Raw genomic sequence first — 22,828 nt, 5'->3', positions numbered from 1 at the left:
AGCCGCCGCGCCGTTCACACCCTGCCGATGGTTGGGGGCCCCCCGGGCCGCGATATAATGGGCCTCTTCCCCTGCCGAGGGGCGCTGCGACCGGACAACCCGGCCAGGCTCGGAGGGTGGCAATGTAAAACGGCGCCCGGCTAGATACGAGCAACCGCTCGTCCACAACCGGAGCAATGAATGAACGCTGTTGCCAAGACCTTCTCCACCGAAGGTGATTACAAGATTGCCGATATCTCGCTGGCCGACTGGGGCCGCAAGGAACTGGACATCGCCGAGCACGAGATGCCGGGCCTGATGTCGATCCGCCGCAAGCACCAAGCCGACCTGCCGCTGAAGGGCGTGCGCGTGACCGGCTCGCTGCATATGACCATCCAGACCGCCGTGCTGATCGAAACGCTGAAGGACATCGGCGCGGACGTGCGTTGGGCGTCGTGCAACATCTTCTCCACCCAGGACCATGCTGCCGCTGCGATCGCCGCGACCGGCACCCCGGTGTTCGCCTGGAAGGGCGAGACGCTGGAAGAGTATTGGGACTGCACCCTGGACGCGCTGACCTTCACCCTGGCCGATGGCACGCTGACCGGTCCGGAACTGGTGGTCGATGACGGCGGCGACGTCACCCTGCTGATCCACAAGGGTTACGAGCTGGAAAACGGCAGCACGTGGGTGAACGAGCCGGCCGCATCGCACGAAGAACAGGTCATCAAGAACCTGCTCAAGCGCGTGGCCACCGAGCGCCCGGGTTACTGGGGCCGCGTCGTCCAGGATTGGAAGGGTGTCTCTGAAGAGACCACCACCGGCGTGCACCGCCTGTACCAGCTGGCCCAGGCCGGCACGCTGCTGATCCCGGCGATCAACGTCAACGACTCGGTCACCAAGAGCAAGTTCGACAACCTGTACGGTTGCCGCGAGTCGCTGGCCGACGGCCTGAAGCGCGCGATGGACGTGATGCTGGCCGGCAAGGTCGCCGTGGTCTGCGGCTACGGTGACGTGGGCAAGGGCTGCGCGGCCTCGCTGCGTGCCTACGGCGCGCGCGTGGTGGTTACCGAAATCGACCCGATCTGCGCCCTGCAGGCGGCGATGGAAGGCTTCGAGGTCAACACCCTTGAGTCCACCTTGGGCCGTGGCGACATCTATGTCACCACCACCGGCAACAAGGACATCATCCGCATCGAGCACCTGAGCAAGATGAAGGACCAGGCCATCGTCTGCAACATCGGCCACTTCGACAACGAGATCCAGGTCGATGCCCTGAACGCCCTTGCCGGCGTGCAGAAGATCAACATCAAGCCGCAGGTCGACAAGTACGTGTTCGACAACGGCAACGCGATCTTCCTGCTGGCCGACGGCCGCCTGGTGAATCTGGGCTGCGCCACCGGCCACCCGAGCTTCGTGATGTCCAACTCGTTCGCCAACCAGACGCTCGCGCAGATCGACCTGTGGGCGAACAAGGACAGCTACGAGAAGAAGGTGTACCTGCTGCCGAAGAAGCTGGACGAGGAAGTGGCGCGTCTGCACCTGGAAAAGATCGGCGTGAAGCTGACCACGCTGAGCAAGGAACAGGCCGATTACATCGGCGTGCCGGTGGAAGGTCCGTTCAAGCCGGATCACTACCGCTACTGATCCAGCGGTTCACCGCGATGATCCATGGACGGGCGCCTTCGGGCGCCCGTTTCTGTTTGAGCATTGCCGTTGTACCTGTCGAACACGCTAGCGCCGAAGGCAGCGGCAGGAGCCGCTGCCAACGTGCACCGCTCGGCATTACCGTCCGATCGCGCAGAACACCGCACGGGTGAGCCGCGCCAGATCACCCGGCGCCAGCTCCACTTCCAGGCCGCGCCGTCCCGCACTGACATTCAGTGTTGCCAGCGACTCGGCGCTGATATCGATGAACGTGCGCAGCCGCTTCTTCTGCGCCAGCGGACTGATGCCACCGACCAGATACCCTGTCGCGCGCTGCGCGGCGTCGACATGGGCGAGCTCGCACTTACGGCAACCTGCGCTGTGCGCCAATGCTTTCAGATCAAGCTGCCCGGACACGGGCACGAGGGCGACCAGCAGCTCGTTGCCGTCGGTAGTGACCACCAACGTCTTGAACACCTGTTCCGGCATCAGTCCCAGCTTTTCCACCGCCTCGTGACCGAAGGAATCCGCGTGCGTGTCATGGACGTAGCTGCGCACGGTGTGATCGATCTTTTCGCGCTTGAGCAGGTTGATGGCGGGCGTCATCGCGCCATGGTAGCGCCGAGCCGTGCTCGGCGAGCGCAGCGGCGGCTCCTACACGGCCAGCCGGCAGGGCGCAGAGCACCGCGCGGGGCGCTCGCCGAGCGTGGCTCGGCGCTACCAGGGCCGCTGATCGGCCGACACGTATCCCGCCTGCGCGCATCGTTGGTGGCGCCGCTGATCGGCACGCACGCATACCGCCTGCGCGCATTGTTGGTAGCGCCGAGCCGTGCTCGGCGAGCGCAGCGGCGGGTTATGGGCGCCAGTTGGCGTTGCTGTCCCAGAACGCGACCGCTCGCGCGTAGGCATCGCGGTCCAGCGGCACGCCGGATCCGCCCTCTTCCACGCCCAAGGCGTTGCGCATCATGGTGATCGGTGCCATCGGGACTTCTTCCGGCTCGGCGGTGTAGATGCAGCCGACGATGCCCCACTCCGCATCGATCGGTGAGCCTTCCTTTGCCAGCTGCTCGGCGCTGTACAGAATCACCACCAGATAGTTCGCCACCGGCGACTCCACGCCTTCGAACCAGCGGACCAGCACCGGCAACTCGTCACGATTGCGCGCTTCATAGCCGCTGCGCAGCAGGTGCTGGTTCTGCGCGGTGATGGGCACGGTCAGGCAGCGGGTGCTTGTCCAGTTTTCATACACGAAGAGTTTGCAGAACGGCGCGTAGCCCTCGAGCACCGTCAAGGGTGCGTGGCCGTTGAGGTGCTGCACGAACTGCTCGGCCGTGCAGTCCTGGATGGTGTTGGCGCGGGGCTTGCGCGGGAACAGGCGGGGACGGGCGAACTCGGTCAGGACGATGGACATGGCAGGCACGGCGGGGCGGGAAACGTAGGCCTAGGGTACAGGCGCGCCGACGCTGACGCGCAGCTCCACACCCAGCGCGCGCAGGGCGCCCAGCACCGTGCTGAAGGTCAGCGTGCGGCGGCCGGACAGCTGCCGCTGCAGCACATCGAAGGAGAGCCCACAGGCCTGTGCGATGCGGCGCAGGTCGCCGGGATCGGTCACATCCCGCAAAGCCTCGGCCAAGGTTCCGGGATCACCGCCGCTTTCAAAGATGCAGGCATCCAGATGATTGGCGATGTCCAAGGGGGTGCGCGGCCTTTCCTGCTCTACAGCGGCGCGCAGGCCCGTGGGATCGCGCATGCCGTTGCGTTCCAGAAGGCGTTCAAGGTGCTGGGCCACCTCGGTGGCAAGTTCGCGCACGTCATCACCGATCAGCGAACGCAGGCGCGCAACAGGGAGAGCGGGATCCGTCATGGGGTTGAGCCTCGCTAACGTGGAGGCCGCCTGCGCCAAGGCGCGAGGCGGCGGACGATGCGGGTTGGAGTACCGGACCTAACGAAAAAACCGGCGGATATGATCCCCACGCATCGCCCGCCAGAGAGCTGGCGCGGTGATGCATTCTCCGCCGTGCCCAAGGGGCAAAACAGAGCCAATTTCGAAAGGTAACAGGACTCCAATCCCGGCCGGTGCTTCTACGTCACCGGCCTGCACATCCTGCCCATTACGCCCCGAGCCGGTCCATCAGGAAACCTGCAATGCCTCGAGACGGCTGCCACGCGCTGCCCCGACCCTGATGACTTGCATATCCATCGCGATGGAGAGATATAATGAGCTCAAGCCCGCTGCCGCTACCGCCATGACCTCTCTCAGCTTCGAGTTCTATCCTCCCAAGACCGACGAACAGCGCGGCCAGCTGGACCGTACGGCGGCCAAACTGCGCAGCTTCGCGCCCGAGTACGTGTCGTGTACGTTCGGTGCAGGCGGGTCCACCTTGAGCTATACCTCCGAGACCGTACGCCACCTCAAGCAGCACCACCGTTTCGAGTCCGCACCGCATCTGTCCTGCGTGGGCGGCAGCCGGCAGGAAATACGCGAGCTGCTCAAGCTGTACCGCGCCATCGGCTGCACCCGCATCGTCGCCCTGCGCGGCGACCTTCCCTCCGGCATGGGCCATCCCGGCGACCTGCGCTATGCGGCCGAGCTGATCGATTTCATCCGCGCCGAGCACGGCGACGCTTTCCGCATCGAAGTGGGCGCCTATCCGGAAACGCATCCACAGGCGGCCGACGCGCTGACCGACCTGAAGCACTTCAAGGCGAAGGTGGATGCGGGCGCCGATGCGGCCATCACCCAGTATTTCTACAACGCCGACGCCTACTTCCACTTCGTCGATGCCGTACGCCGTCTTGGCGTCACGGTACCGATCGTGCCCGGCATCATGCCGATCTCCAACTTCAGCCAGCTGCGCCGCTTCTCTGAGCAGTGCGGTGCGGAGATCCCGCGCTGGATCAGCCGCAAGATGCAGGCTTACGGTGACGACAGCACGGCCGTTCGGGCGTTCGGTTCGGAGGTGGTGGCCCAGTTGTGCCAGCGCCTGCTGGACGGCGGCGCGCCGGGCCTGCATTTCTACACGTTGAACCTGGCCAAGCCCACAACGTCGGTGTTGAAGCTGCTGCGCAGCTGAGGCGGCACACCACCACGGCAGGCTGTGACCCGCTACTCTGCAGGCAATGAACATCTTCGCCGCCAGCCTGCCCCTGCTACTGTTGGTTTGCGCCGTGCCGTCGGCCCATGCGCAACCGCAGCGCCTCAACCGCTGCACCGACGCAGGCGGGCAGAGCGTTTACACCGACCGCCCGTGTGAGGCCGTGGGTGCCCGTGCACGCTTACCCGAAGCCACCGCGCCGGCAGCAGGGAACACGCAGGAGCGCAATACGCTGGGCGCAAGCTGTCCGCGTCGGCTGAGCGAGCTGGTTGGTGCGTTGCGCGGTGCAGTCGCTGCCAACGACGTCAATCGACTCTCGACGCTGTACTTGTGGAGCGCGGTGTCCGACGTCGGTGCACAACGCATCCTCGGCCAGCTGGAATCCATTGCGCGGCGCCCGCTGGTCGATATCGTGCCGGTGTATCCGACGGACGAGCCCGATCCGGGCACGCCGCTGGCCGAGTCGACCGGCGATGTAGCGCTGCCGCGCGCGAACCCGATCGGCCTGCGTCTGCACCAGGTGTTGCCGGGTACGGCAACGCCCTCGAGCACCGTGCTGGGCCTGCGGCGGCAGTACGGGTGTTTCTGGATCACGCTGTGAGGTAACGTCGCGCCGGGCTCGGCGGGGGCCGGACGCGCCGCCGCGCTCGCCGAGCGTGGCTATGCCGGTCGTCCTGACCGGCACCCTACGGGCCGTCGCAAGCGACGTTGGCAGCGGCTCCTGCCGCTGCCTTCGGCGCTACCACGGCACGGTCAGTCGGTCGGCCAGAGGCCGCGGATCGCGGCGATGCCCTGTGCGCCATGTCGGCGCGCGGTGGTGATGTCCTGCACGCCCAGGCCACCCAGCGCATAGATCGGCAGGGCGACCTGTGCGCGCAGCGCGGCGAAGCGCTCCCAGCCCATCGGTGCGGCGTCGGGGTGGCTGGCGGTAGGCTGCACCGGCCCCAGTACTACGAAATCGCAGCCCAGGGACTGCGCTGCCTGCAGCTGCTGCAGGTCATGGCAGGATGCCGCGACGGGCTGTTCGGCAGGCAGGGGGCGCTCGCGTAATGCCGTCAACTGCTCTGCGCCAAGGTGCACCCCGGTCCCAAGATGACGGGCCAGTTCGATGTCCCGGTTGACCAGCCATTGGCTGACGCCCCGGTGACGCCGCACGGCGGACTCGCACAGCTGCGCACGCTGTGGATGATCGGCTGGCAACCGCAACTGGATGCGCTGATGACCTGCGTCGACAGCGCGCCACAGTTGCTCGTGCCAGCGCTCGTTGTCGATGTCGTCCTCGAGGGGCGCGGGCGTGATCAGATAGCGATCCGGCTCGCGCAGCGCAGCCACTACCGGCAAGTCGGCCGGGGGCATGGAGTAGCGGCCCAGTTTGTCCGGCGCGACCCAAGTGATGGCCTGGCCTTCACGACCGCGCGGTGTGCCCTTCCAGCTGCGTACATGGCGCACTTCCAGCACCAGGTCTTTGTCCGGGTAGCACTGGGGTACGTCCATCAGCCAGTCACCGATGTCCGCTTCGATGCCCAGCTCTTCGTGCAGTTCGCGGGCAAGCGCCTGTTCGGAGGTTTCGCCGGGCTCGCGCTTCCCGCCGGGGAACTCCCACAGACCGGCCAGATCGCTGTGTTCAGTACGCCGGTTGAGCAGCACGCGGCCGCGGGCGTCGGTGATGACGCCGGCCACCACGTGTATCGATCGTTTGGGGGAGGACATGGAAGCAGCATGCCCAAAACGAGTGAGGTGACGCAAGATGCCTGTACGCCGTAAGCGACCAGACGACAACGGGCCCCCGAAGGAGCCCGTTGCCGTGTCCACATGCTCAGCCGTGACTCAGAACGCGACGTTCCAGTTCAGCTGCGCACCCACTTCCCGCTGACCTTCACCTGCACGGCCCTGGGCGGCCAGCGACAGGCGGCTGCGGCTGGAGGTGTTGACCGACACGCCCAGCTCGGCGATGCCCACGTTGCGGGCCAGCGGCAGGCCGACGACGGTGAACGGGCTGCTGCCGGCCACGAACTGGTGGCGGGAATCCGCGCGCAGTTCGCCGGCCGCATTCTGCCACGCCAGCCCAGCTTCCAGCCGTGCGCCGTCCTGCTGACCGCCGCTGATGTCCCATGCGGCCCGCACGCCGGCGGTGGTCGTCCACACCTCGTCCTTGCTGGAGGCGATCGCCAAGGCGGCATTGCCACCGGATTCGACGCCGCCCTCGGTGGACAGGCGCGTGTAAGCCAGTGCCACGTACGGGGTCAGCGTCAACGCATCGTCGACCTGGAAATCCCAACCGCCTTCCACGAAGCCCGATATCGCGTGCGCGTCACGGCGGCTGGACAGCGACTGTCCCCATGCCGTGCCCGCGCCCACGGTGCGACGCGTATCCAGCGTGTAGTCCGCATAGCTGGCGCCCCCGTTGACGTACAGCGCATCGCCACGGAATCCGCCATACAGACCGCCGTGCACGGCATCGACTTCCGTCGTTGCGTTGCGCGCATCGACCTGCTGGCGCAGCGACTCGGGGCCACCGGCCACACCGACCGTCCAGCGCTCGCCGATGCTCCAGTCCGCACCGGCCATCAGGCCTTCACGGTGGTCGCGGGTGCGGGCTGCCGTGCCATCGCCATCGCGGCGGCTGGACGCGCCACTGCCCCCGATCCAGGCGGACGGGCCACCCTCACTGGCCGGCATGCCGCTACGCAGGCGCTGGCCGATGCCATCGCGCAGGAAACGGTCTTCCAGCAACAACGCACGACTGCTGGCGTGAATTTCGCCGGACAGGTCATCGAACGCCAGGCGTGCGCTGTCCGCATCCAGCATCAGCAGGCGGTTGTACAGCGCCAGGGCGTCACCGGACTGCTGCAGCGTATCCAGCGCAGCGGCCGTGGCGAGCTGGTTGCCGGTGGCGGCGACGGTGACAAACACGCGCGGCGGTGGCGGCGGGGTAACCGGATCCACCGGCGGGGTGATCGGGTCCACCGGCGGATCGACCGGCGGGTCCACCGGCGGATCAACAGGGGGATCCACCGGGCCGGTGTCCTTCACCGCGATGTTCAGCCGCACGTCGTTGGCGGTATAGCTCAGCGATGTATCCAGGAAGGCCGAGCGGGAGATCACGTCGTCGAAGGTGCCGACGACCCCGCCTGCTGCGGTCAGGATGGTGTAGGTCTGTCCGTCCTGGTAGCTGGTCGCAGGATCCAGTGCGGTGACGCGCACGCCGGTGTCGCCGGAGTTGGCGAGGTTCGCGCCGCGGCCGATGTTCGCCTTGCCGGTCACCGTCAGCAGGTCGGCCTGCCCGTTGCCCAGCACGTCCACGTCAAAGAACGCCTTGTTGGCGACCTGTTCGGGGAGTACTGCGCTGGTGTTGAAGAACAGATCACCATCGATGGTCATCGTGCCGACACCGGCGTTGCCTGGCGACAGCGTGCCGCCATTGAACACGTAGGTGCTGCCCAGCGTCGCATTGCCTGCCAGCACGCCGGATCCGCTTACTTCGGCCAGCGAACTGCGGCGCACTTCGCTGCCCAGGCCGGCACCGAAGTCGATGTCCTGCTGGAAGCCGGATGCACCGTTCAGCACCAGCGTGCCGCCCTGCACATTGATCTGCTGCTGCAGGGCCTGGCTGGGGCCCGCATAGCCCGCGCCGGCGTACATGTCCGAGTTGATGACGAGCGTGCCGCCGGTGACGGTGACATCGCCGCCGAAGGCACTCAGGTCGCCATTGAGCGTGGTGGTGCCCGCCACCTGGGTGAGCGCGCCGCCGTGCAGGTGGGCGTTGGACGTTCCCGACGAGACGGTCTGGATGGTGTTGCCCAGTGCGATGTCGCCGGTGTGGTTGAACACCAGCCCGCCCGCGCTGCCGTTCATCGAGATCGCCGCGCCGTCCAGTGTTCCGGCTTCTTCCGCGGCCAGCCACTGCGGACCGCCGTCGGCCACGGACCACGTCGCCATGCCGCCGCCCAGCACCAGATAACCGCTCTGACCCATTAGGATGCCGCTGCCACCGGCAACCCGCCCGCCGTTGCTCACGCTCAGCATGCCGTACGGCCCTTTCAGCAGCACCGCGCCCACGGTCAGCCCGTTCGCCGCTTCGATGGCCGAGCCGGCACCGCTCACACGGGTCTGTTCGTCCACCGCCACGGGCGCCATGCTGGCGTCGTTGAGACCGCCACTGATGTTCACCGCATCACTGCGGATGACCGCCCCATCCAGCACATCGAGGTTGGTGCTGATGTCCATCGCGCCGGTGTTGGTCCACGTGGTATCCGCGCCGGTGATGAGCGCCGTGGCGGTAGTCGGGCCGAAGCTGTCCTTGATCGCCGCACGGTCGGATTCGATGGCGCCACCGGCTTCCAGCAGCAGGTGGTTGGTGACATCCACGCGTGCGGCGCGGATCGCCGAGCCTGCGCCGGTGACCACGATGCTGCCGGTCTGGCCGAAATCGCCACTGCCCAAGGCGTCGTACTTTTCGGCATTTACTTCATCGGCAGTGACCACGCCGCCGTCCTGCACGCGCAGTGTGCCGTCGCCGTTCTGTCCGACGCGCACCGTAGTGGCATCAACCACCGAACCGGCGCCGCTGACGGTCAGCGTGCCGGTGGCGTTGTTGGACGCACCGAGCACGAGATCCTGTGACACCAGCTGGCCACCGCCACTGACAGTGATCTCACCGCGGCCGCCCTGGGTGGCACCGGACTGTGTGCCCGCGCCGACATAGATGCCGCGATCTGCCGTGACCCGGCCGCCATTGATCGTCAGGGTGCCCTGTCCGACCTGTCCCACCAACAGGTTGTTGTCAGTGACAAGCAGTTCGCCACCGTTGCTGACGTTGATCGCACCGCTGCCTGCAGTGTCAGAGCCGACGCTGAGGCCGAAGTTGTTGACCACGCTGTAGGCCATCGTGGTGGCGACACGCCCGCCATCGATGTCCAGCGTGCCGGTGCCCTGGCGACCGACCAACAGCTGGCGCGCGGTGAGGCTGGAGTCGGCACCGCGCACGACGGCGTTGCCCGTGCCGCCTGCGCCGTAGCCCAACGACACCGTGTTGTTGGAGGTGGCCTTGCCACCATCCAGCAGCTGCAGGCTGCCGGTTCCCGCTTCACCCACGCGCAATGCAGCGCCGGTCATCTGCAGGTAGGCCGTGGGCCCGATCACGCGCAGCGTGCCGTTGGCGCCGGCGACCGTGCCCAGCGACACCAGGCCGTTGGCGGTCAGGTTGCCGCTGCCGACCAGATCGATGGCCACGGCGCCGGTGTTGCCGATGAAGAAGCCGTCGGCGTAGACGCGGGAATCGCCCACCACTTCGTCGGACGTAAAGTCGTAGGGCACGGCGAAGGCCGACGGCACGGAGGCGGCGCTGAGGCCGAGCGCCGCCAGCACCGCAACGCCCAGCGGCGAGCGACGGCGCGTCGCAACGGCAGCGCGGGCCGGTGCGGAAAGTGTAGAGGCCAGTTCAGAGGCCACCTGCATGACGCCGGTAGCCCGGTTGAAGACCAAGCGGTAAATCCTGTTCATGAAGCTCCTTGGGATAGCGATCTGGACGCGGAGGGGACCGCGTCCCGCACACGGGGGATGTGCAGTGGACCCTGCGAGTTGAAGAACGCGCGGGGCCTGTGACCCTACGGGTGATGTCAGAAAATACCGAGGGCGTGATCCGACTTCCGTGTGGGGATCTGACCAATATGTCCGTAAGGGTTTTCTGATCTACGCTGATTGGTGACACGCATCACCCGAGGCATAGCGAGCGTGATGCATTTGTAGTCGCGTGTTTTGCGATCGGCCTACACGTTGTGGAGACGCAGATGAAACCGATGCGTTGGATTTAGTGCAGGAAACGTCATCGTTCGCGATGGTCCTGCGACCACTCGTGCGATCTTCCTGCGGTGGTTTGCCGTCGTCTTGCAATGGTCGCTGGATGGTCGTGGTTTGGACGCGGCTTGGTCGTGGCTTGGACGTGGCTTGGTCGTGGCTTGGACGTGGCTTGGTCGTGGCTTGGACGTGGCTTGGACGCGGTTTGGTGGCGTCTTGGTCGCGGTCTGGTGGCGGTTTGGTCGCGGTCTGGTGGCGTCTTGGTCGCGGTTTGGACGTCGCGTGGTCGCGGGATGGCCGCGGCTTGGTAGAGCCGACTTCAGTCGGCTGGCTATGTGCGGAAAAAGCAGCCGACTGAAGTCGGCTCTACCGGCGGCTGGCTGTGTGCGGAAAAAGCAGCCGACTAAAGTCGGCTCTACCGTCGGCTGGCTCTGTGCGGAAAAGGCAGCCGACTGAAGTCGGCTCTACCGTCGGCTGACTCTGTGCGGAAAAAGCAGCCGACTGAAGTCGGCTCTACCGTCGGCTGGCTGTGTGCGGAAAAAGCAGCCGACTGAAGTCGGCTCTACCGTCGGCTGGCTGTGTGCGGAAAAAGCAGCCGACTGAAGTCGGCTCTACCGCCGGCTCTACCGGCGGCTCTACCGGCGGGTTGCGCGAGATAAAAAAAACCCCGCTTGCGCGGGGTTTTTTCTGGAGTCAGCTCAGCTGCCCGTGGCAGTGCTTGTACTTCTTGCCGCTGCCACAGGGGCAGGGGTCATTGCGGCCGATCTTCGGCTCGCCGCCCTGGCCCTGCGCGACCTGCGCGGCTTCCACCTGCGCGGCTTCTTCGTCGGCGCTGTAGCCGCCGGCATCCTGATGCTGGAACTGCGACTGGCTGAGGCGCGCCTGTACCTGCTGACGCTCCGCGGCTTCCAGTGCCGCCACTTCTTCATCGCTGCGGATGCGCACGCGCGACAACATCGTCACCACTTCGCGCTTCACGTCTTCCAACATGTTGGAGAACAGCTCGAACGCTTCCTTCTTGTACTCCTGCTTCGGCTGCTTCTGCGCATAGCCGCGCAGGTAAATGCCCTGGCGCAGGTAATCCATGCGAGCCAGATGCTCCTTCCAGCTCTGGTCGAGCACGGTCAGCATCACGTGCTTCTCCAGCGCGCGCATGGTGTCTGCACCGACGCCACTTTCCTTTGCATCGAAATGCGCGTTGACGCGCTCCTGCACCTTCTGCGCGATGCCTTCGGCGTCCAGCTCTTCGTGGCTCTTGACCAGGTCGGTGACCGACATGTCGAGGCCGAACTCGGACTGCAGCGTGGCTTCCAGGCCCGGCAGGTCCCACTGTTCATCGATCGAGTTCGGCGGCACGAAGCGGGCGACGATGTCGAACACCACGTCGTCGCGGATGCCATCGACGTTGTCCTTGACCGAATCGGCATCCAGCAGTTCATCGCGCTGCGAATAGATCACCTTGCGCTGGTCGTTGTTGACGTCGTCGAAATCCAGCAGGTTCTTGCGGATATCGAAGTTGTGCGCTTCGACCTTGCGCTGGGCCTTTTCGATCTGCCGGCTGACCAGGCGGTCTTCGATGACGTCGTCTTCCTTCATGCCCATCATGCGCATGGCCTTCTGCACCCAGTCGGAGGCGAAGATGCGCATCAGGTTGTCTTCCAGCGACAGGTAGAAACGGGACGAACCCGGATCACCCTGGCGGCCGGAACGACCACGCAGCTGGTTGTCGATACGACGCGATTCATGGCGCTCGGTGCCGACGATGTGCAGGCCACCGGCGGCCTTGACGGCGTCATGCCGGACCTGCCACTCGGCCTTGGCCGCGGCGCGCTGGGCGTCGCTGGCCTCCTCGCCCATCTCGTGCAGTTCGGTTTCCAGCGAGCCGCCCAGCACGATATCGGTACCGCGACCGGCCATGTTGGTGGCGATGGTCACCGCACCCGGACGACCGGCGTTGGCGACGATGGTCGCTTCGCGGTCATGCTGCTTGGCGTTCAGCACTTCATGCTGCACACCGGCCTTGGCCAGGTGTTCGGACAGCATCTCCGAGGTTTCAATCGAGGTCGTACCCACCAGCACCGGCTGGCCCCGCTTGTTGCATTCCTGGATGTCGGCCAGCACCGCGTTGAACTTGCCCTGGCGATTGAGGAACACCTGGTCCGGCGAGTCCTTGCGGATGGTCGGGCGGTTGGTCGGGATGACCACCACTTCCAGGTTGTAGATGCTCTGGAACTCGAAGGCTTCGGTATCGGCCGTACCGGTCATGCCGGACAGCTTCTTGTACATGCGGAACAGATTCTGGAACGTGATGCTGGCCAGCGTCTGGTTCTCGCGCTGTACCGGCACGCCTTCCTTCGCTTCCACCGCCTGGTGCAGACCGTCCGACCAGCGACGGCCGGCCAGGGTGCGGCCGGTGAACTCATCGACGATGACGACTTCACCATCGCGCACGATGTAATCCACGTCACGCTGGTAGATGGCATGCGCACGCAGCGCGGCATTGAGGTGATGCACGACGGTCAGGTTCTGCGCCGCGTACAGGCCTTCGGTCTCCGCGTCGAGGATGCCGGCTTCGACCAGCAGACGCTCGGCGTGCTCCATGCCCGCTTCGGACAGGTGCACCTGCTTGCCCTTCTCGTCGATCCAGAAGTCGCCCTCGGCTTCTTCGTTTTCCTGCTTCACCAGGCTCGGTACGATGCGGTTTACGCGGATGTACAGCTCCGGGGAATCATCGGCCGGACCCGAAATGATCAGCGGGGTACGCGCTTCGTCGATCAGGATGGAGTCGACTTCATCGACGATGGCGTAGTGCAGGCCGCGCTGATAGCGGTCGGCCTTGGACAGCGCCATGTTGTCGCGCAGGTAATCGAAACCGAATTCGTTGTTGGTGCCGTACGTGATGTCGCTGCCATAGGCCTCGCGCTTGTCACCGTGCGGCATGCCCGGATACACGACGCCCACGCTCAGGCCCAGCCAGTTGTACAGCTTGCCCATCTGCGCGGAGTCGCGGCGCGCCAGGTAGTCGTTCACGGTGACCACGTGCACGCCCTTGCCTTCGAGCGAGTTCAGATAGACCGGCAGCGTAGCGACCAGGGTCTTGCCTTCACCGGTGCGCATCTCGGCGATCTTGCCCAGGTGCAGCACCATGCCACCGATAAGCTGCACGTCGTAATGACGCATGCCGAGAACACGGCGGCTGGCTTCGCGACAGACGGCGAACGCTTCCGGCAGCACCTTGTCCAACGCCTCGCCATCGGCGATGCGCTGCTTGAATTCCGGCGTCTTGGCCTGGAGCTGCTCATCGCTGAACGCTTCCATCTCCGGCTCCAGCGCATTGACCTTGGCGACGATGCGATTGAGCTGGCGCAGCTGTCGTTCATTACGACTGCCGAATACGCGGGTAAGCAGGCTGTTGATCATTGAGGGAACCGGTTGTCAGGTGAACGCCGGCACGGCTCCATCGGGAATCCGTCCGCCGCAAACGAAACGAGGCGCCCTGCGCCCCGTCTATGGCATCACCCATTGTAACTTGGGATGGACGTGGGAGGATTCAAGCGCTTTGGCGGTTCGCTGGCCGGACCATAGCGCCGAGCGATGCCCGGCGGCGTGCCCGCCACATTCGGCACACCCCGGGTGGGGCTGTCGCTGCGCTCGCCGAGCATGGCTCGGCGCTACCGGAACCCGTCAGCCGCGCGAAACGCGACCGACCGGGGTGTTGCCGCCGTCACCCAGGAACTTGCGCGGATTGACCACGCGCCCGCTCTCCCAGACTTCGAAGTGCACATGGGCACCGGTGGAACGACCCGTGGAACCGGCCTTGGCCACTTCCTGTCCGGCACGGACCAGGTCACCCACCTTCACCACCAGGCGCGAATTGTGCGCGTAGCGGGTCACGTAACCATTGCCGTGATCCACATCGACGACGTTGCCGTAGCCGCCCTTCACACCGGAGAAGCTGACCACGCCTTCGGCGACAGACATCACCGGATCGCCGACCTTGGCATGGAAATCAATGCCCTTGTGACTGCGTGCACCGCGACCGAACGGATCAGCACGGGTGCCGAAGCTGGACGTGACATAGCTGTTGCGGATCGGCATGCGCGAGGGCACGGCGTTCTGCTGCAGCTGATGGTCGAACATCAGCGATTCCATCACCGAGAGCTGGCTGCCTGAAGCAGCGAATCGCTGCTCCAGCACCTGTAAGTCGGCGTTGATGTCCTTGACCGGGATATCCACGGTCGGACCGCCGGCGTCGCCTTCACCCAGGCCGGGGGTTTCCTGGAAGTCGAACTCGCCGTCTTCCAGTTTGCCCATCTGGGTCAGGCGCTCACCCAGCGCATTGAGGCGGGTGGCTTGTGCCTGAAGTTCCCCCAGGCGCGCCGCGAGGGCGTTCACCTCGGTCTGCGACTGCAGGCGGACCTGGGCGAGTTCCCGCTCCTGGCGGTCTACCTTGGCCTGCAGGCGGGAATCGCCCAGCAGGTTGGCCCCCATTCCACCGGCGAAGCCGATAATGCAGCCCATGCCCAGCACGCTGCCCAGCAGGGCGCGGGGACGATCCTCGAAGTAGAAGCGAAGACGCGCAAGGGGCGTTTTTGCCTTTCCATCACGCGTTTTGATTACGATCTTTTTGAATGCCATCAGTGAGTTTTCATGTCTGAGCCGAAATCCAGTGGTCGTCCCGCACCTACGCCTAAGCCGGCGCTGGATGCGGTCATGGGTGACAAAACCGGGAACCCGCTGCGTCGTGCCTTATGGCTCGATGCGTTGGACCAACAATTACGCCCCCACTTGCCGCTCACCCTGCGCAACCATTGCAGGCTGGCGAACGTGAACGACGAACACCTCGTTTTTCTCGTCGAATCCCCTGTCTGGCATGCCAAATTGCGGCTTGCCGAAGCACAGTTGATCGACGCGGCCCGGTCCATCGGGCTGAAGGCCACCAAAGTGACCATCAAGACTGCGTCCCCCGCTCCACCACGCTCCCCAGCGATCGACAACCGGAATGGACCCCACGCAGTTTCAGCCGCCACGCACAAAGGACTACGCGACGCCTTGGCCAGCCTCCAGGACACGAAACCGTCCAGGTCCTGATGACCGCGAAGCATCCGGCTCCGCTTCCCCGCTCTGCCAACATGCCGTGGAAATGGCGTGAAGCTTTTGCGAGGACCGTGGGGCATCCTAACGGCGTCGGGCCGTCCAGTCGTTAGAGTTTTGTTATTTAAACGTTAAGTTCAGGCTTCTGACGTAACAGGTTCACAAACTGTGACGCCGTACTGGCCCCTTCCTGCTGGCCGTGAAGACCAGGGCCCTGAACGCGAAACGCCGCCCGAGGGCGGCGTCAACTAGCTGATATCGCAGTGTTTTTCAGGCGTAGGCCGGAGCGCCGTAGGCGACCGGCTCGGCAGCGGCGGGCGATTCGTAGCTCACCCACTCCCATGCGCTGGCATCGGCCATCAAGGCACGCACCAGCTTGTTGTTCAGCGCATGACCGGACTTGAACCCTTCATAGGCCCCCAGCACCTGGCCGCCGGCAAGGTACAGATCGCCGATGGCGTCCAGGATCTTGTGTCGCACGAATTCGTCGGCATAGCGCAGGCCGTCTTCGTTCAGCACGCGGAACTCGTCCAGCACGATGGCGTTGTCCATCGAACCGCCCAGGCCCAGGTTGCGCTCGCGCATGTACTCCAGGTCACGCATGAAACCGAAGGTCCGGGCGCGGGAGATTTCCTTGGTATAGGCCATCGTGGAGAACTCGATTTCCTGCCGCGACTGCTTGGCGGGGATCATCGGGTGATCGAACTGGATGGTGAAACCGAGCTTGTAGCCCTCGTAGGGATCAAAGCGCGCGACCTTGTCACCTTCAGTGACTTCCACGGTCTTCAGTACACGGATGAAGCGCTTGGCGGCGTCCTGTTCGATGATGCCCGCCGACTGCAGCAGGAACACGAACGGGCCGGACGAACCGTCCATGATCGGCAGCTCGGCCGAGGACAGTTCGACAATGATGTTGTCCACACCCAGGCCGGCCAACGCTGACATCAGGTGTTCGACGGTCTGGATCTTGGCGTCGTTGCAGGTCAGCCCGGTGCACAGGGTCACTTCGGTCACCAGCTCGGCCTTGGCCGGAACATCGACGACCGGGTCCAGATCCACGCGGCGGAACACGATGCCATGGTTGACCGGTGCCGGGCGCAGGGTCATGTAGACCTTGTCGCCGCTGTGCAGGCCAACGCCGGTGGCGCGGATCGTGTTCTTGAGGGTGCGTTGCGGAATCATGGGGGGTGACCAGAAGCGTGCGGCGGGCCGCGATGGCCTGCCCCAGGGGGTGCAACAGATTAACACGCGGTCGCCCCTACTCCGGCTGAAGCCAGGCAGGTGGTGGCGCCACGCGGGTGCGGCGGGTGCGATCACAAGGCGGCCGGGCCCATCCTGGCCCGGCGCCTGCAATGCAGGACATGGTGCGTGATGCCGGGGAGGACAACCCCGGCAGCATGGATCAGTCGGCCTGGCGGCGCAGGAACGCCGGGATGTCCAGGTAATCGTTGGGCAGTTCGGCGGTCGGCGTGCTGCCCGCGCTGGCGCTCGAGCTGCTGGACGACGAAGACGACGCGCTGGACGAAGAGGACGCCGCTACGCTGTCGCTGCTCGCGCGACGCAGGCCCAGGCCGACACCGCCAACGGCCTTGGACACCGCGTCACCGCCGTTGTCGAAGTCGGAGAACTCCGGCTGGCCGGTGGTGGCGTTGCGGACCAGCTTGATCGGCGCACGCTCGCCCGGACGCTGGCTCTTGCCGGCGGCCACGCGGTTGAGGCCGGTCGCGACCACGGTGACGCGCACTTCGTCCTGCATGTCCGGATCGAGCACGGTGCCGACCACCACGGTGGCGTCTTCCGAAGCGAAGCCGTCGATGGTGCGGCCGATCTCGTCGAACTCGGCCATGGTGAAGTCGGCACCGGCGGTGATGTTGACCAGGATGCCGTTGGCACCGGCCAGGTTCACATCGTCCAGCAGCGGGTTCTGGATGGCCGACTCGGCAGCGGCCTGCGCACGGTCATCACCGCGGGCGGTACCGGTACCCATCATCGCCAGGCCCATTTCGGACATCACGGTGCGCACGTCGGCGAAATCGACGTTGATCAGGCCCGGACGCACGATCAGATCGGCGATGCCCTGCACGGCGCCCTGCAGCACGTCGTTGGCGGCACGGAACGCCTGGATCATGGTGGCGTTTCGGCCCAGGACAGTGATCAGCTTTTCGTTGGGGATGGTGATCAGCGAATCGCAGTGCTGGCTCAGTTCTTCGATGCCCTTCAGCGCAACCTGCATGCGGCGACGGCCTTCGAACGGGAACGGCTTGGTGACCACGGCAACGGTCAGGATGCCCATCTCCTTGGCCAACTGCGCCACCACCGGTGCAGCGCCCGTGCCGGTGCCACCGCCCATGCCGGCGGTGATGAAGACCATGTCCGCGCCCTGCAGCGCGTCGATGATGCGCTCGCGATCTTCCAGCGCAGCCTGGCGACCCACTTCCGGGTTCGCACCTGCGCCCAGGCCCTTGGTGACGTTGGTGCCCAGCTGCAGCTGCAGCTTCGCACCGCAATTCTTGATGGCCTGCGAGTCGGTGTTGGCGGTGATGAACTCCACGCCATCCACCGCTGAGTTGACCATGTGCGCTACAGCGTTTCCGCCGCCACCGCCCACGCCAACGACCTTGATCACCGCATTGGGTGCCATCTTTTCGATCAGTTCAAAATGCGCCATGTCCATGTCCTCGGTTGTATCCGCTTCCTTTGGCATGTTGCGGGAGAGGCATCCTGCCCTCCGCTGCATGCCGCCGTTGCGGCTGTAGTGGTTTGTGTATCCGTCTGTTGCGTGTTGCGGTGTTGCGTTTTCTTTCAGCCGACTGAAGTCGGCTCTACCCGCGATCAGAATTCGCCGCGGAACCAGGTTTTCAGTTTCTTGAACATGCTGCCCGCACGGCCTGCCGGCAGCGACGGCCGACGCGGGTGTTCGATCTGGCTACCCATCAGCAACAGGCCGACGCCGGTTGCATGCACGGGGTTGCCCACCACTTCGCCCAGGCCGGTGACATGCTGCGGGATGCCCACACGTACCGGCATCTGCAGCATCTCTTCGGCCAGTTCGACCACACCTTCCATCTTCGATGCACCGCCGGTCAGCACCATGCCGGCGCGGACCAGTTCTTCGAAACCGGAGCGACGCAGTTCGGCCTGCACCATCTCGAAGATTTCCTCGTAACGCCCCTGCACCGCCTGCGCCAGCGCGTGGCGCGGCATGCGACGTGGCGGCCGGTCGCCGACGCTCGGCACCTGGATGCTTTCTTCGGCGGTCGCCAGCTGCGCCAGCGCGCAGGCGTAACGCACCTTGATCTGCTCCGCTTCCGGGGTCGGTGTGCGCAGCATGTGGGCAATGTCATTGGTGACATGGTCACCGGCGATCGGCAACGACGCGGTGTGGCAGATCGCGCCCTGCACGAACACGGCGATGTCGGTGGTGCCGGCGCCCATGTCGACCAGCACCACGCCGAGCTCGCGCTCGTCGGCGGTCAGCACGGCGACGCTGGAGGCCAGCGATGACAGCACCAGATCGTCCACCTGCAGGCCACAGCGCTGCACGCACTTGCTGATGTTGGCGGCAGCCGACTGCGCGCACACCACCAGGTGGGCATGCACTTCCAGGCGGACGCCGGTCATGCCGACAGGGTTGCGGATGCCTTCCTGCGAATCGTCCAGCACATACTCGCGCGGGATCGCATGCAGGATCTTCTGGTCGGCCGGGATGGCCACGGCCTTGGCGGCGTCGAGCACCCGGTCCAGGTCGCCCCAGGTCACTTCGCCGTCGCGGATCGGGACGATCCCGGGCGAGTTCTTGCACTGCACGTGGTTGCCGGAGATCGACGCGTACACCGAACGGATCTCGCAACCGGCCATCAGCTCGGCCTCTTCCACCGCACGCTGGATCGACTGCACCGTGGACTCGATGTCCACCACCACGCCGCGCTTGAGCCCGCGCGATTCGTGCGACCCGATGCCGATCACCTCGATGGGGTTGCCCGGCGAGTACTCACCCACCAGCGCCACCACCTTGGAGGTGCCGATGTCGAGCCCGACGATCAACGATTTATCACCCTTGCGATTCATGTCCTGTCCTGCGTTTTTTTCGGCTCTGGCGCCGGTGCTTCACCCCAGCTGAGGGTGAAGCCATTGGTGTATCGGAGGTCGGCGCGCTCGATCGGCGCGGCCTGGCTGGCGAGCTGGGGCAGCACGCGTACGTATCGCTGCAGGCGTGAGCGCGCATCGTCGCGGCCCACCACGACTTCGGTGCCGTTGCTGAGCAGCAGTGACCAGCTGCCGCGTGCATCCATCGTCAGGCGGCTGACGTCCAGCCCGGACGGCGCGAACAACGCCCGCGCATCGTTGTACAGCGACACCACTTCTTCGGTCTGGCTGTCTGGACCGTCCAGCTGCGGCAGCTGCAGGTCGGCCAGTTTCTTCGGCGTGGGGAACAGCTTGCCCTGCTCGGAAAGCAGGCGATCGCCGCCCCATCGCGCGAACGGCTTGTGCTCGACCAGGGTGACTTCCAGCACATCCGGCCACTGCTTGCGCACGCGTGCGCTTTCCACCCACGGCAGGCGCTCGATGCTGTCCTGTGCATCCTGCAGCTTCACCGCGAAGAAGCCGGCGTGCGCGTAAGGCAACAGCACCTTCTGCAACTGCTCCGCCGGCACGCGCTTGAACTCACCGTGCACGCGCAGCTTCGCCAACGGCCAGCGCTCGGCGCCGACCCAGCCGTTGAGCACGGCCACGACGGGCAGGGCCACCACCGACAGGGCCAACAGCCAGACGAAGATGCGCAGCACCGCGTTCATGCGTGACCGTTCTCCTGCACTGTAGTGGCGAGGGTCTGTTCGAGCACACGCCAGACCAGGTCTTCAAAGCTGATCCCGGCCTGGCCTGCGGCTTTGGGCACCAGCGAATGGCTGGTCATGCCCGGCGCGGTGTTCACTTCCAGCAGGTACAGGCGGCCGCTGGTGCGGTCGCGCATCACATCCACCCGGCCCCATCCACGGCAGCCTGCAGCGCGGAACGCAGCCAGGGCGAGACGACGGATCTCCTCTTCGTCGGCATCCTGCAGGCCAGGACACAGATACTCGGTGTCATCGGCCTTGTACTTGGCGTCGTAGTCGTACCACTGGCCCTTGGGCACGATACGGATCGACGGCAGCGCAACATCGCCGAGGATGCCGACGGTCAGCTCGTCGCCGACCACCATCTGCTCCATCAGCAGCTGGCCGTCGTAGCGCGTGGCCAGGGCCACCGCCTCGTCCAGGCCGGCATCGTCGAAGACCCGGCTGATGCCCACGCTGGACCCTTCATTGGCCGGCTTCACCACCACCGGCAAGCCGAGTTCGGCGGCCTGCGCGTGCACGTTTTCCGCGGTGACCTTGCGGTACTGCGGAGTGGGCAGGCCGACCGACAGCCACACCTGCTTGGTCCGGATCTTGTCCATGCTCAGGGCCGACCCCAACACGTCCGAGCCGGTGTACGGCACGCCGAACGCTTCCATCAGACCCTGCACGATGCCGTCCTCCCCCCCGCCATTGTGGCCGTGGAGGATGTTGAACACGCGGTCCACTTCGCCCGCGGCCAGCGCGTTGGCCAGTGCCGGGATGCCATCGATGGCGAATGCGTTGATGCCGCGCGCCTGCAGCGCTTCGAGCACGTTGCGACCGGAATCCAGCGACACCTCGCGTTCGCTGGACGTGCCACCCAGCAACACACCGACACGACCGAACACGGCCGGGTCGGTCGTGCGGGGTGCGGGGAAGTTGAAAGCGGTCATGCCTGGGCCTCCACGCTGAAGCCTTCCGTTGCGATCTGCTGGGCCACGGCGCCGATGTCGCCGGCCCCCATCATCAACAGAAGATCGCCGTCCTGCAGCACGTCGGGCAGCACGTGCGCGAGTTCGGCCGCCTTGCCGACCACCACCGGCTCACTGCGCCCGCGCGCACGGATGGCGCGTGCCAGCGCTTCGGAATCCGCACCGGCGATCGGCTCTTCGCCGGCCGGGTAGACCTCGCTCAGCACCAGCGCGTCCACGCTGGACAGCACGGCGGCAAACTTGTCGAACTGGTCGCGGGTCCGGCTGTAGCGGTGCGGCTGGAACGCGACGACCAGGCGCTTGTCGGACCACCCACCGCGTGCAGCAGCGAATACCGCCTCCAGCTCGCTGGGATGGTGGCCGTAATCATCGATCACCTGCACCCGGGCGCCGCTGGCGGTGGTGACCTCGCCGAGGTCATTGAAGCGACGGCCGACGCCGGCGAAGCTTTCCAGCGCACGTGCGATCGCATCCGGTGCAACACCCAGCTGCCAACCCACGGCGGCGGCGGCCAGCGCGTTGAGGACGTTGTGCTTGCCGGGCAGCGCCAGGACCACTTCCTGGCTGGTGCCCTGCGGCAGCCGCAGGGTGAAGCGCATACGCGCTCCTTCCTGCACCACGTTTTCGGCGCGCACGTCGGCGTTGTCGCTCAGGCCGTAGCTCATCACATGGCGCGGGGTCTTCGCCGCCAGCGCAGCGACTTCGGGATCGTCGATGCACAGCACGGCCAAGCCATAGAAAGGCAGGCGCTGCAGGAATTCGGCGAAGGCCGCCTGCACGCGGGCAAAGTCGTTGCCGTAGTTTTCCAGATGATCGGCATCAATATTGGTGATGATCGACATCAACGGATTCAGGCGCAGGAAGCTGCCATCGCTTTCATCGGCCTCGGCGACCAGCCACTGACCGCCGCCCAGCTTGGCGTTGGCACCGGCGGCCAACAGTTGGCCCCCGATCACGAAGGTCGGATCCAGTCCGCCCTCGCTCAGTACCGCCGCCGTCAGGCTGGTGGTGGTCGTCTTGCCGTGCGTGCCGGCCACCGCGATGCCGCGGCGGAAACGCATCAGCTCGGCCAGCATCGCGGCGCGCGGCATGATCGGGATACGCTGGCTGCGCGCTTCCATCAGTTCCGGGTTGTCTTCGCGGATCGCGCTGGAGACCACCACACAATCGGTGCCGAGCACGTTGGCGGCGGAATGTCCCCGCATGATGCGTGCGCCGAGGCTGCCGAGGCGACGCGTCGCGGTGTTGTCCGCGTTGTCCGAGCCGGACACTTCATAGCCCAGCGTCAACATCACTTCCGCGATGCCGCTCATGCCGGTGCCACCGATGCCAACGAAATGCACGCGCGGGAAGGCGCGCACCAGGTCGTTGGTGTCGTGCAGGCGGCGGATCATGCGCAGCTCCGCGT

17 protein-coding genes and 1 riboswitch are annotated in these 22,828 nt (G+C 65.6%); of the genes, 4 read left to right on the top strand and 13 right to left on the bottom strand.

Going from position 1 to position 22,828, the window contains the following annotated elements; all coding sequences use genetic code 11:
- Positions 1–70: 70 nt before the first annotated feature.
- Positions 71–145, top strand: a riboswitch (S-adenosyl-L-homocysteine riboswitch).
- A 35-nt stretch (positions 146–180) separates the two neighbouring features.
- Complete coding sequence (ahcY, locus tag IFT65_RS09155; protein WP_188326091.1) at positions 181–1,626, top strand: adenosylhomocysteinase; 1,446 nt, start codon at positions 181–183, stop codon at positions 1,624–1,626.
- Positions 1,627–1,764: 138 nt separating this feature from the next.
- Here the strand turns inward: ahcY and ybaK are convergent, their stop codons facing one another.
- The 3 genes from ybaK to IFT65_RS09140 all read right to left on the bottom strand — a co-directional run bounded on the left by ybaK (position 1,765) and on the right by IFT65_RS09140 (position 3,490).
- A complete protein-coding gene (gene ybaK / locus IFT65_RS09150; protein WP_192081202.1) occupies positions 1,765–2,232 on the bottom strand; it encodes a Cys-tRNA(Pro) deacylase in 468 nt (155 codons plus the stop codon).
- 247 nt (positions 2,233–2,479) lie between these two features.
- Positions 2,480–3,037, bottom strand: a complete 558-nt coding sequence (locus IFT65_RS09145; RefSeq protein WP_192081201.1) for a DUF3228 family protein — start codon at positions 3,035–3,037, stop codon at positions 2,480–2,482.
- A 30-nt stretch (positions 3,038–3,067) separates the two neighbouring features.
- Positions 3,068–3,490 carry a hypothetical protein gene (locus IFT65_RS09140; protein WP_192081200.1) on the bottom strand — a complete coding sequence of 141 codons (423 nt, stop codon included), beginning with the start codon at positions 3,488–3,490 and terminating at the stop codon, positions 3,068–3,070.
- Positions 3,491–3,872: 382 nt separating this feature from the next.
- Here IFT65_RS09140 and metF point away from each other — a divergent pair, with 382 nt between their 5' ends.
- Both metF and IFT65_RS09130 read left to right on the top strand, forming a co-directional pair.
- Entirely contained in the window at positions 3,873–4,700 is an 828-nt protein-coding gene (gene metF, locus IFT65_RS09135; RefSeq protein WP_192081199.1) for a methylenetetrahydrofolate reductase [NAD(P)H], read from the top strand.
- Positions 4,701–4,746: 46 nt separating this feature from the next.
- Positions 4,747–5,322, top strand: coding sequence for a DUF4124 domain-containing protein (locus IFT65_RS09130; RefSeq protein WP_192081198.1), 576 nt, complete (start codon positions 4,747–4,749; stop codon positions 5,320–5,322).
- A gap of 152 nt (positions 5,323–5,474) precedes the next feature.
- On the opposite strand, the gene IFT65_RS09125 is transcribed toward IFT65_RS09130, so the two are convergent.
- The 4 genes from IFT65_RS09125 to IFT65_RS09110 all read right to left on the bottom strand — a co-directional run bounded on the left by IFT65_RS09125 (position 5,475) and on the right by IFT65_RS09110 (position 15,155).
- Positions 5,475–6,431, bottom strand: a complete 957-nt coding sequence (locus IFT65_RS09125; protein ID WP_192081197.1) for a Nudix family hydrolase — start codon at positions 6,429–6,431, stop codon at positions 5,475–5,477.
- Positions 6,432–6,548: 117 nt separating this feature from the next.
- Positions 6,549–10,223 (bottom strand): autotransporter outer membrane beta-barrel domain-containing protein, encoded by a 3,675-nt coding sequence (locus IFT65_RS09120; RefSeq protein ID WP_192081196.1) that lies wholly within the window; start codon positions 10,221–10,223, stop codon positions 6,549–6,551.
- Positions 10,224–11,210: 987 nt separating this feature from the next.
- Complete coding sequence (gene secA / locus IFT65_RS09115) at positions 11,211–13,937, bottom strand: preprotein translocase subunit SecA (protein ID WP_192081195.1); 2,727 nt, start codon at positions 13,935–13,937, stop codon at positions 11,211–11,213.
- Between the two features lie 264 nt (positions 13,938–14,201).
- Positions 14,202–15,155, bottom strand: coding sequence for a M23 family metallopeptidase (locus tag IFT65_RS09110; RefSeq protein WP_188326082.1), 954 nt, complete (start codon positions 15,153–15,155; stop codon positions 14,202–14,204).
- A 12-nt stretch (positions 15,156–15,167) separates the two neighbouring features.
- On the opposite strand from IFT65_RS09110, the gene IFT65_RS09105 reads away from it, so the two are divergent.
- Positions 15,168–15,608 (top strand): DUF721 domain-containing protein, encoded by a 441-nt coding sequence (locus IFT65_RS09105; protein ID WP_192081194.1) that lies wholly within the window; start codon positions 15,168–15,170, stop codon positions 15,606–15,608.
- Positions 15,609–15,881: 273 nt separating this feature from the next.
- Here the strand turns inward: IFT65_RS09105 and lpxC are convergent, their stop codons facing one another.
- The 6 genes from lpxC to murC form a co-directional block, all read right to left on the bottom strand.
- Positions 15,882–16,793: a UDP-3-O-acyl-N-acetylglucosamine deacetylase gene (gene lpxC / locus IFT65_RS09100; RefSeq protein ID WP_192081193.1), complete on the bottom strand. Its 912-nt coding sequence runs from the start codon at positions 16,791–16,793 to the stop codon at positions 15,882–15,884.
- 220 nt (positions 16,794–17,013) lie between these two features.
- Positions 17,014–18,279: a cell division protein FtsZ gene (gene ftsZ / locus IFT65_RS09095; RefSeq protein WP_188326079.1), complete on the bottom strand. Its 1,266-nt coding sequence runs from the start codon at positions 18,277–18,279 to the stop codon at positions 17,014–17,016.
- A gap of 164 nt (positions 18,280–18,443) precedes the next feature.
- Positions 18,444–19,679 (bottom strand): cell division protein FtsA, encoded by a 1,236-nt coding sequence (ftsA, locus tag IFT65_RS09090; RefSeq protein ID WP_042613652.1) that lies wholly within the window; start codon positions 19,677–19,679, stop codon positions 18,444–18,446.
- Positions 19,676–20,407, bottom strand: coding sequence for a cell division protein FtsQ/DivIB (locus IFT65_RS09085; protein ID WP_188326078.1), 732 nt, complete (start codon positions 20,405–20,407; stop codon positions 19,676–19,678). Before IFT65_RS09085 ends, ftsA begins: the two co-directional genes overlap by 4 nt.
- Complete coding sequence (locus IFT65_RS09080; protein ID WP_192081192.1) at positions 20,404–21,381, bottom strand: D-alanine--D-alanine ligase; 978 nt, start codon at positions 21,379–21,381, stop codon at positions 20,404–20,406. Before IFT65_RS09080 ends, IFT65_RS09085 begins: the two co-directional genes overlap by 4 nt.
- Entirely contained in the window at positions 21,378–22,814 is a 1,437-nt protein-coding gene (gene murC / locus IFT65_RS09075) for a UDP-N-acetylmuramate--L-alanine ligase (protein ID WP_188326076.1), read from the bottom strand. The genes IFT65_RS09080 and murC overlap by 4 nt, the downstream gene beginning before the upstream one ends.
- Positions 22,815–22,828 lie beyond the last annotated feature (14 nt).

The sequence above is a fragment of the Stenotrophomonas sp. CFBP 13725 genome (assembly GCF_014841935.1).
Classification (GTDB): Bacteria; Pseudomonadota; Gammaproteobacteria; order Xanthomonadales; family Xanthomonadaceae; genus Stenotrophomonas.
This window is presented reverse-complemented; position numbering and strand designations above follow the sequence as displayed.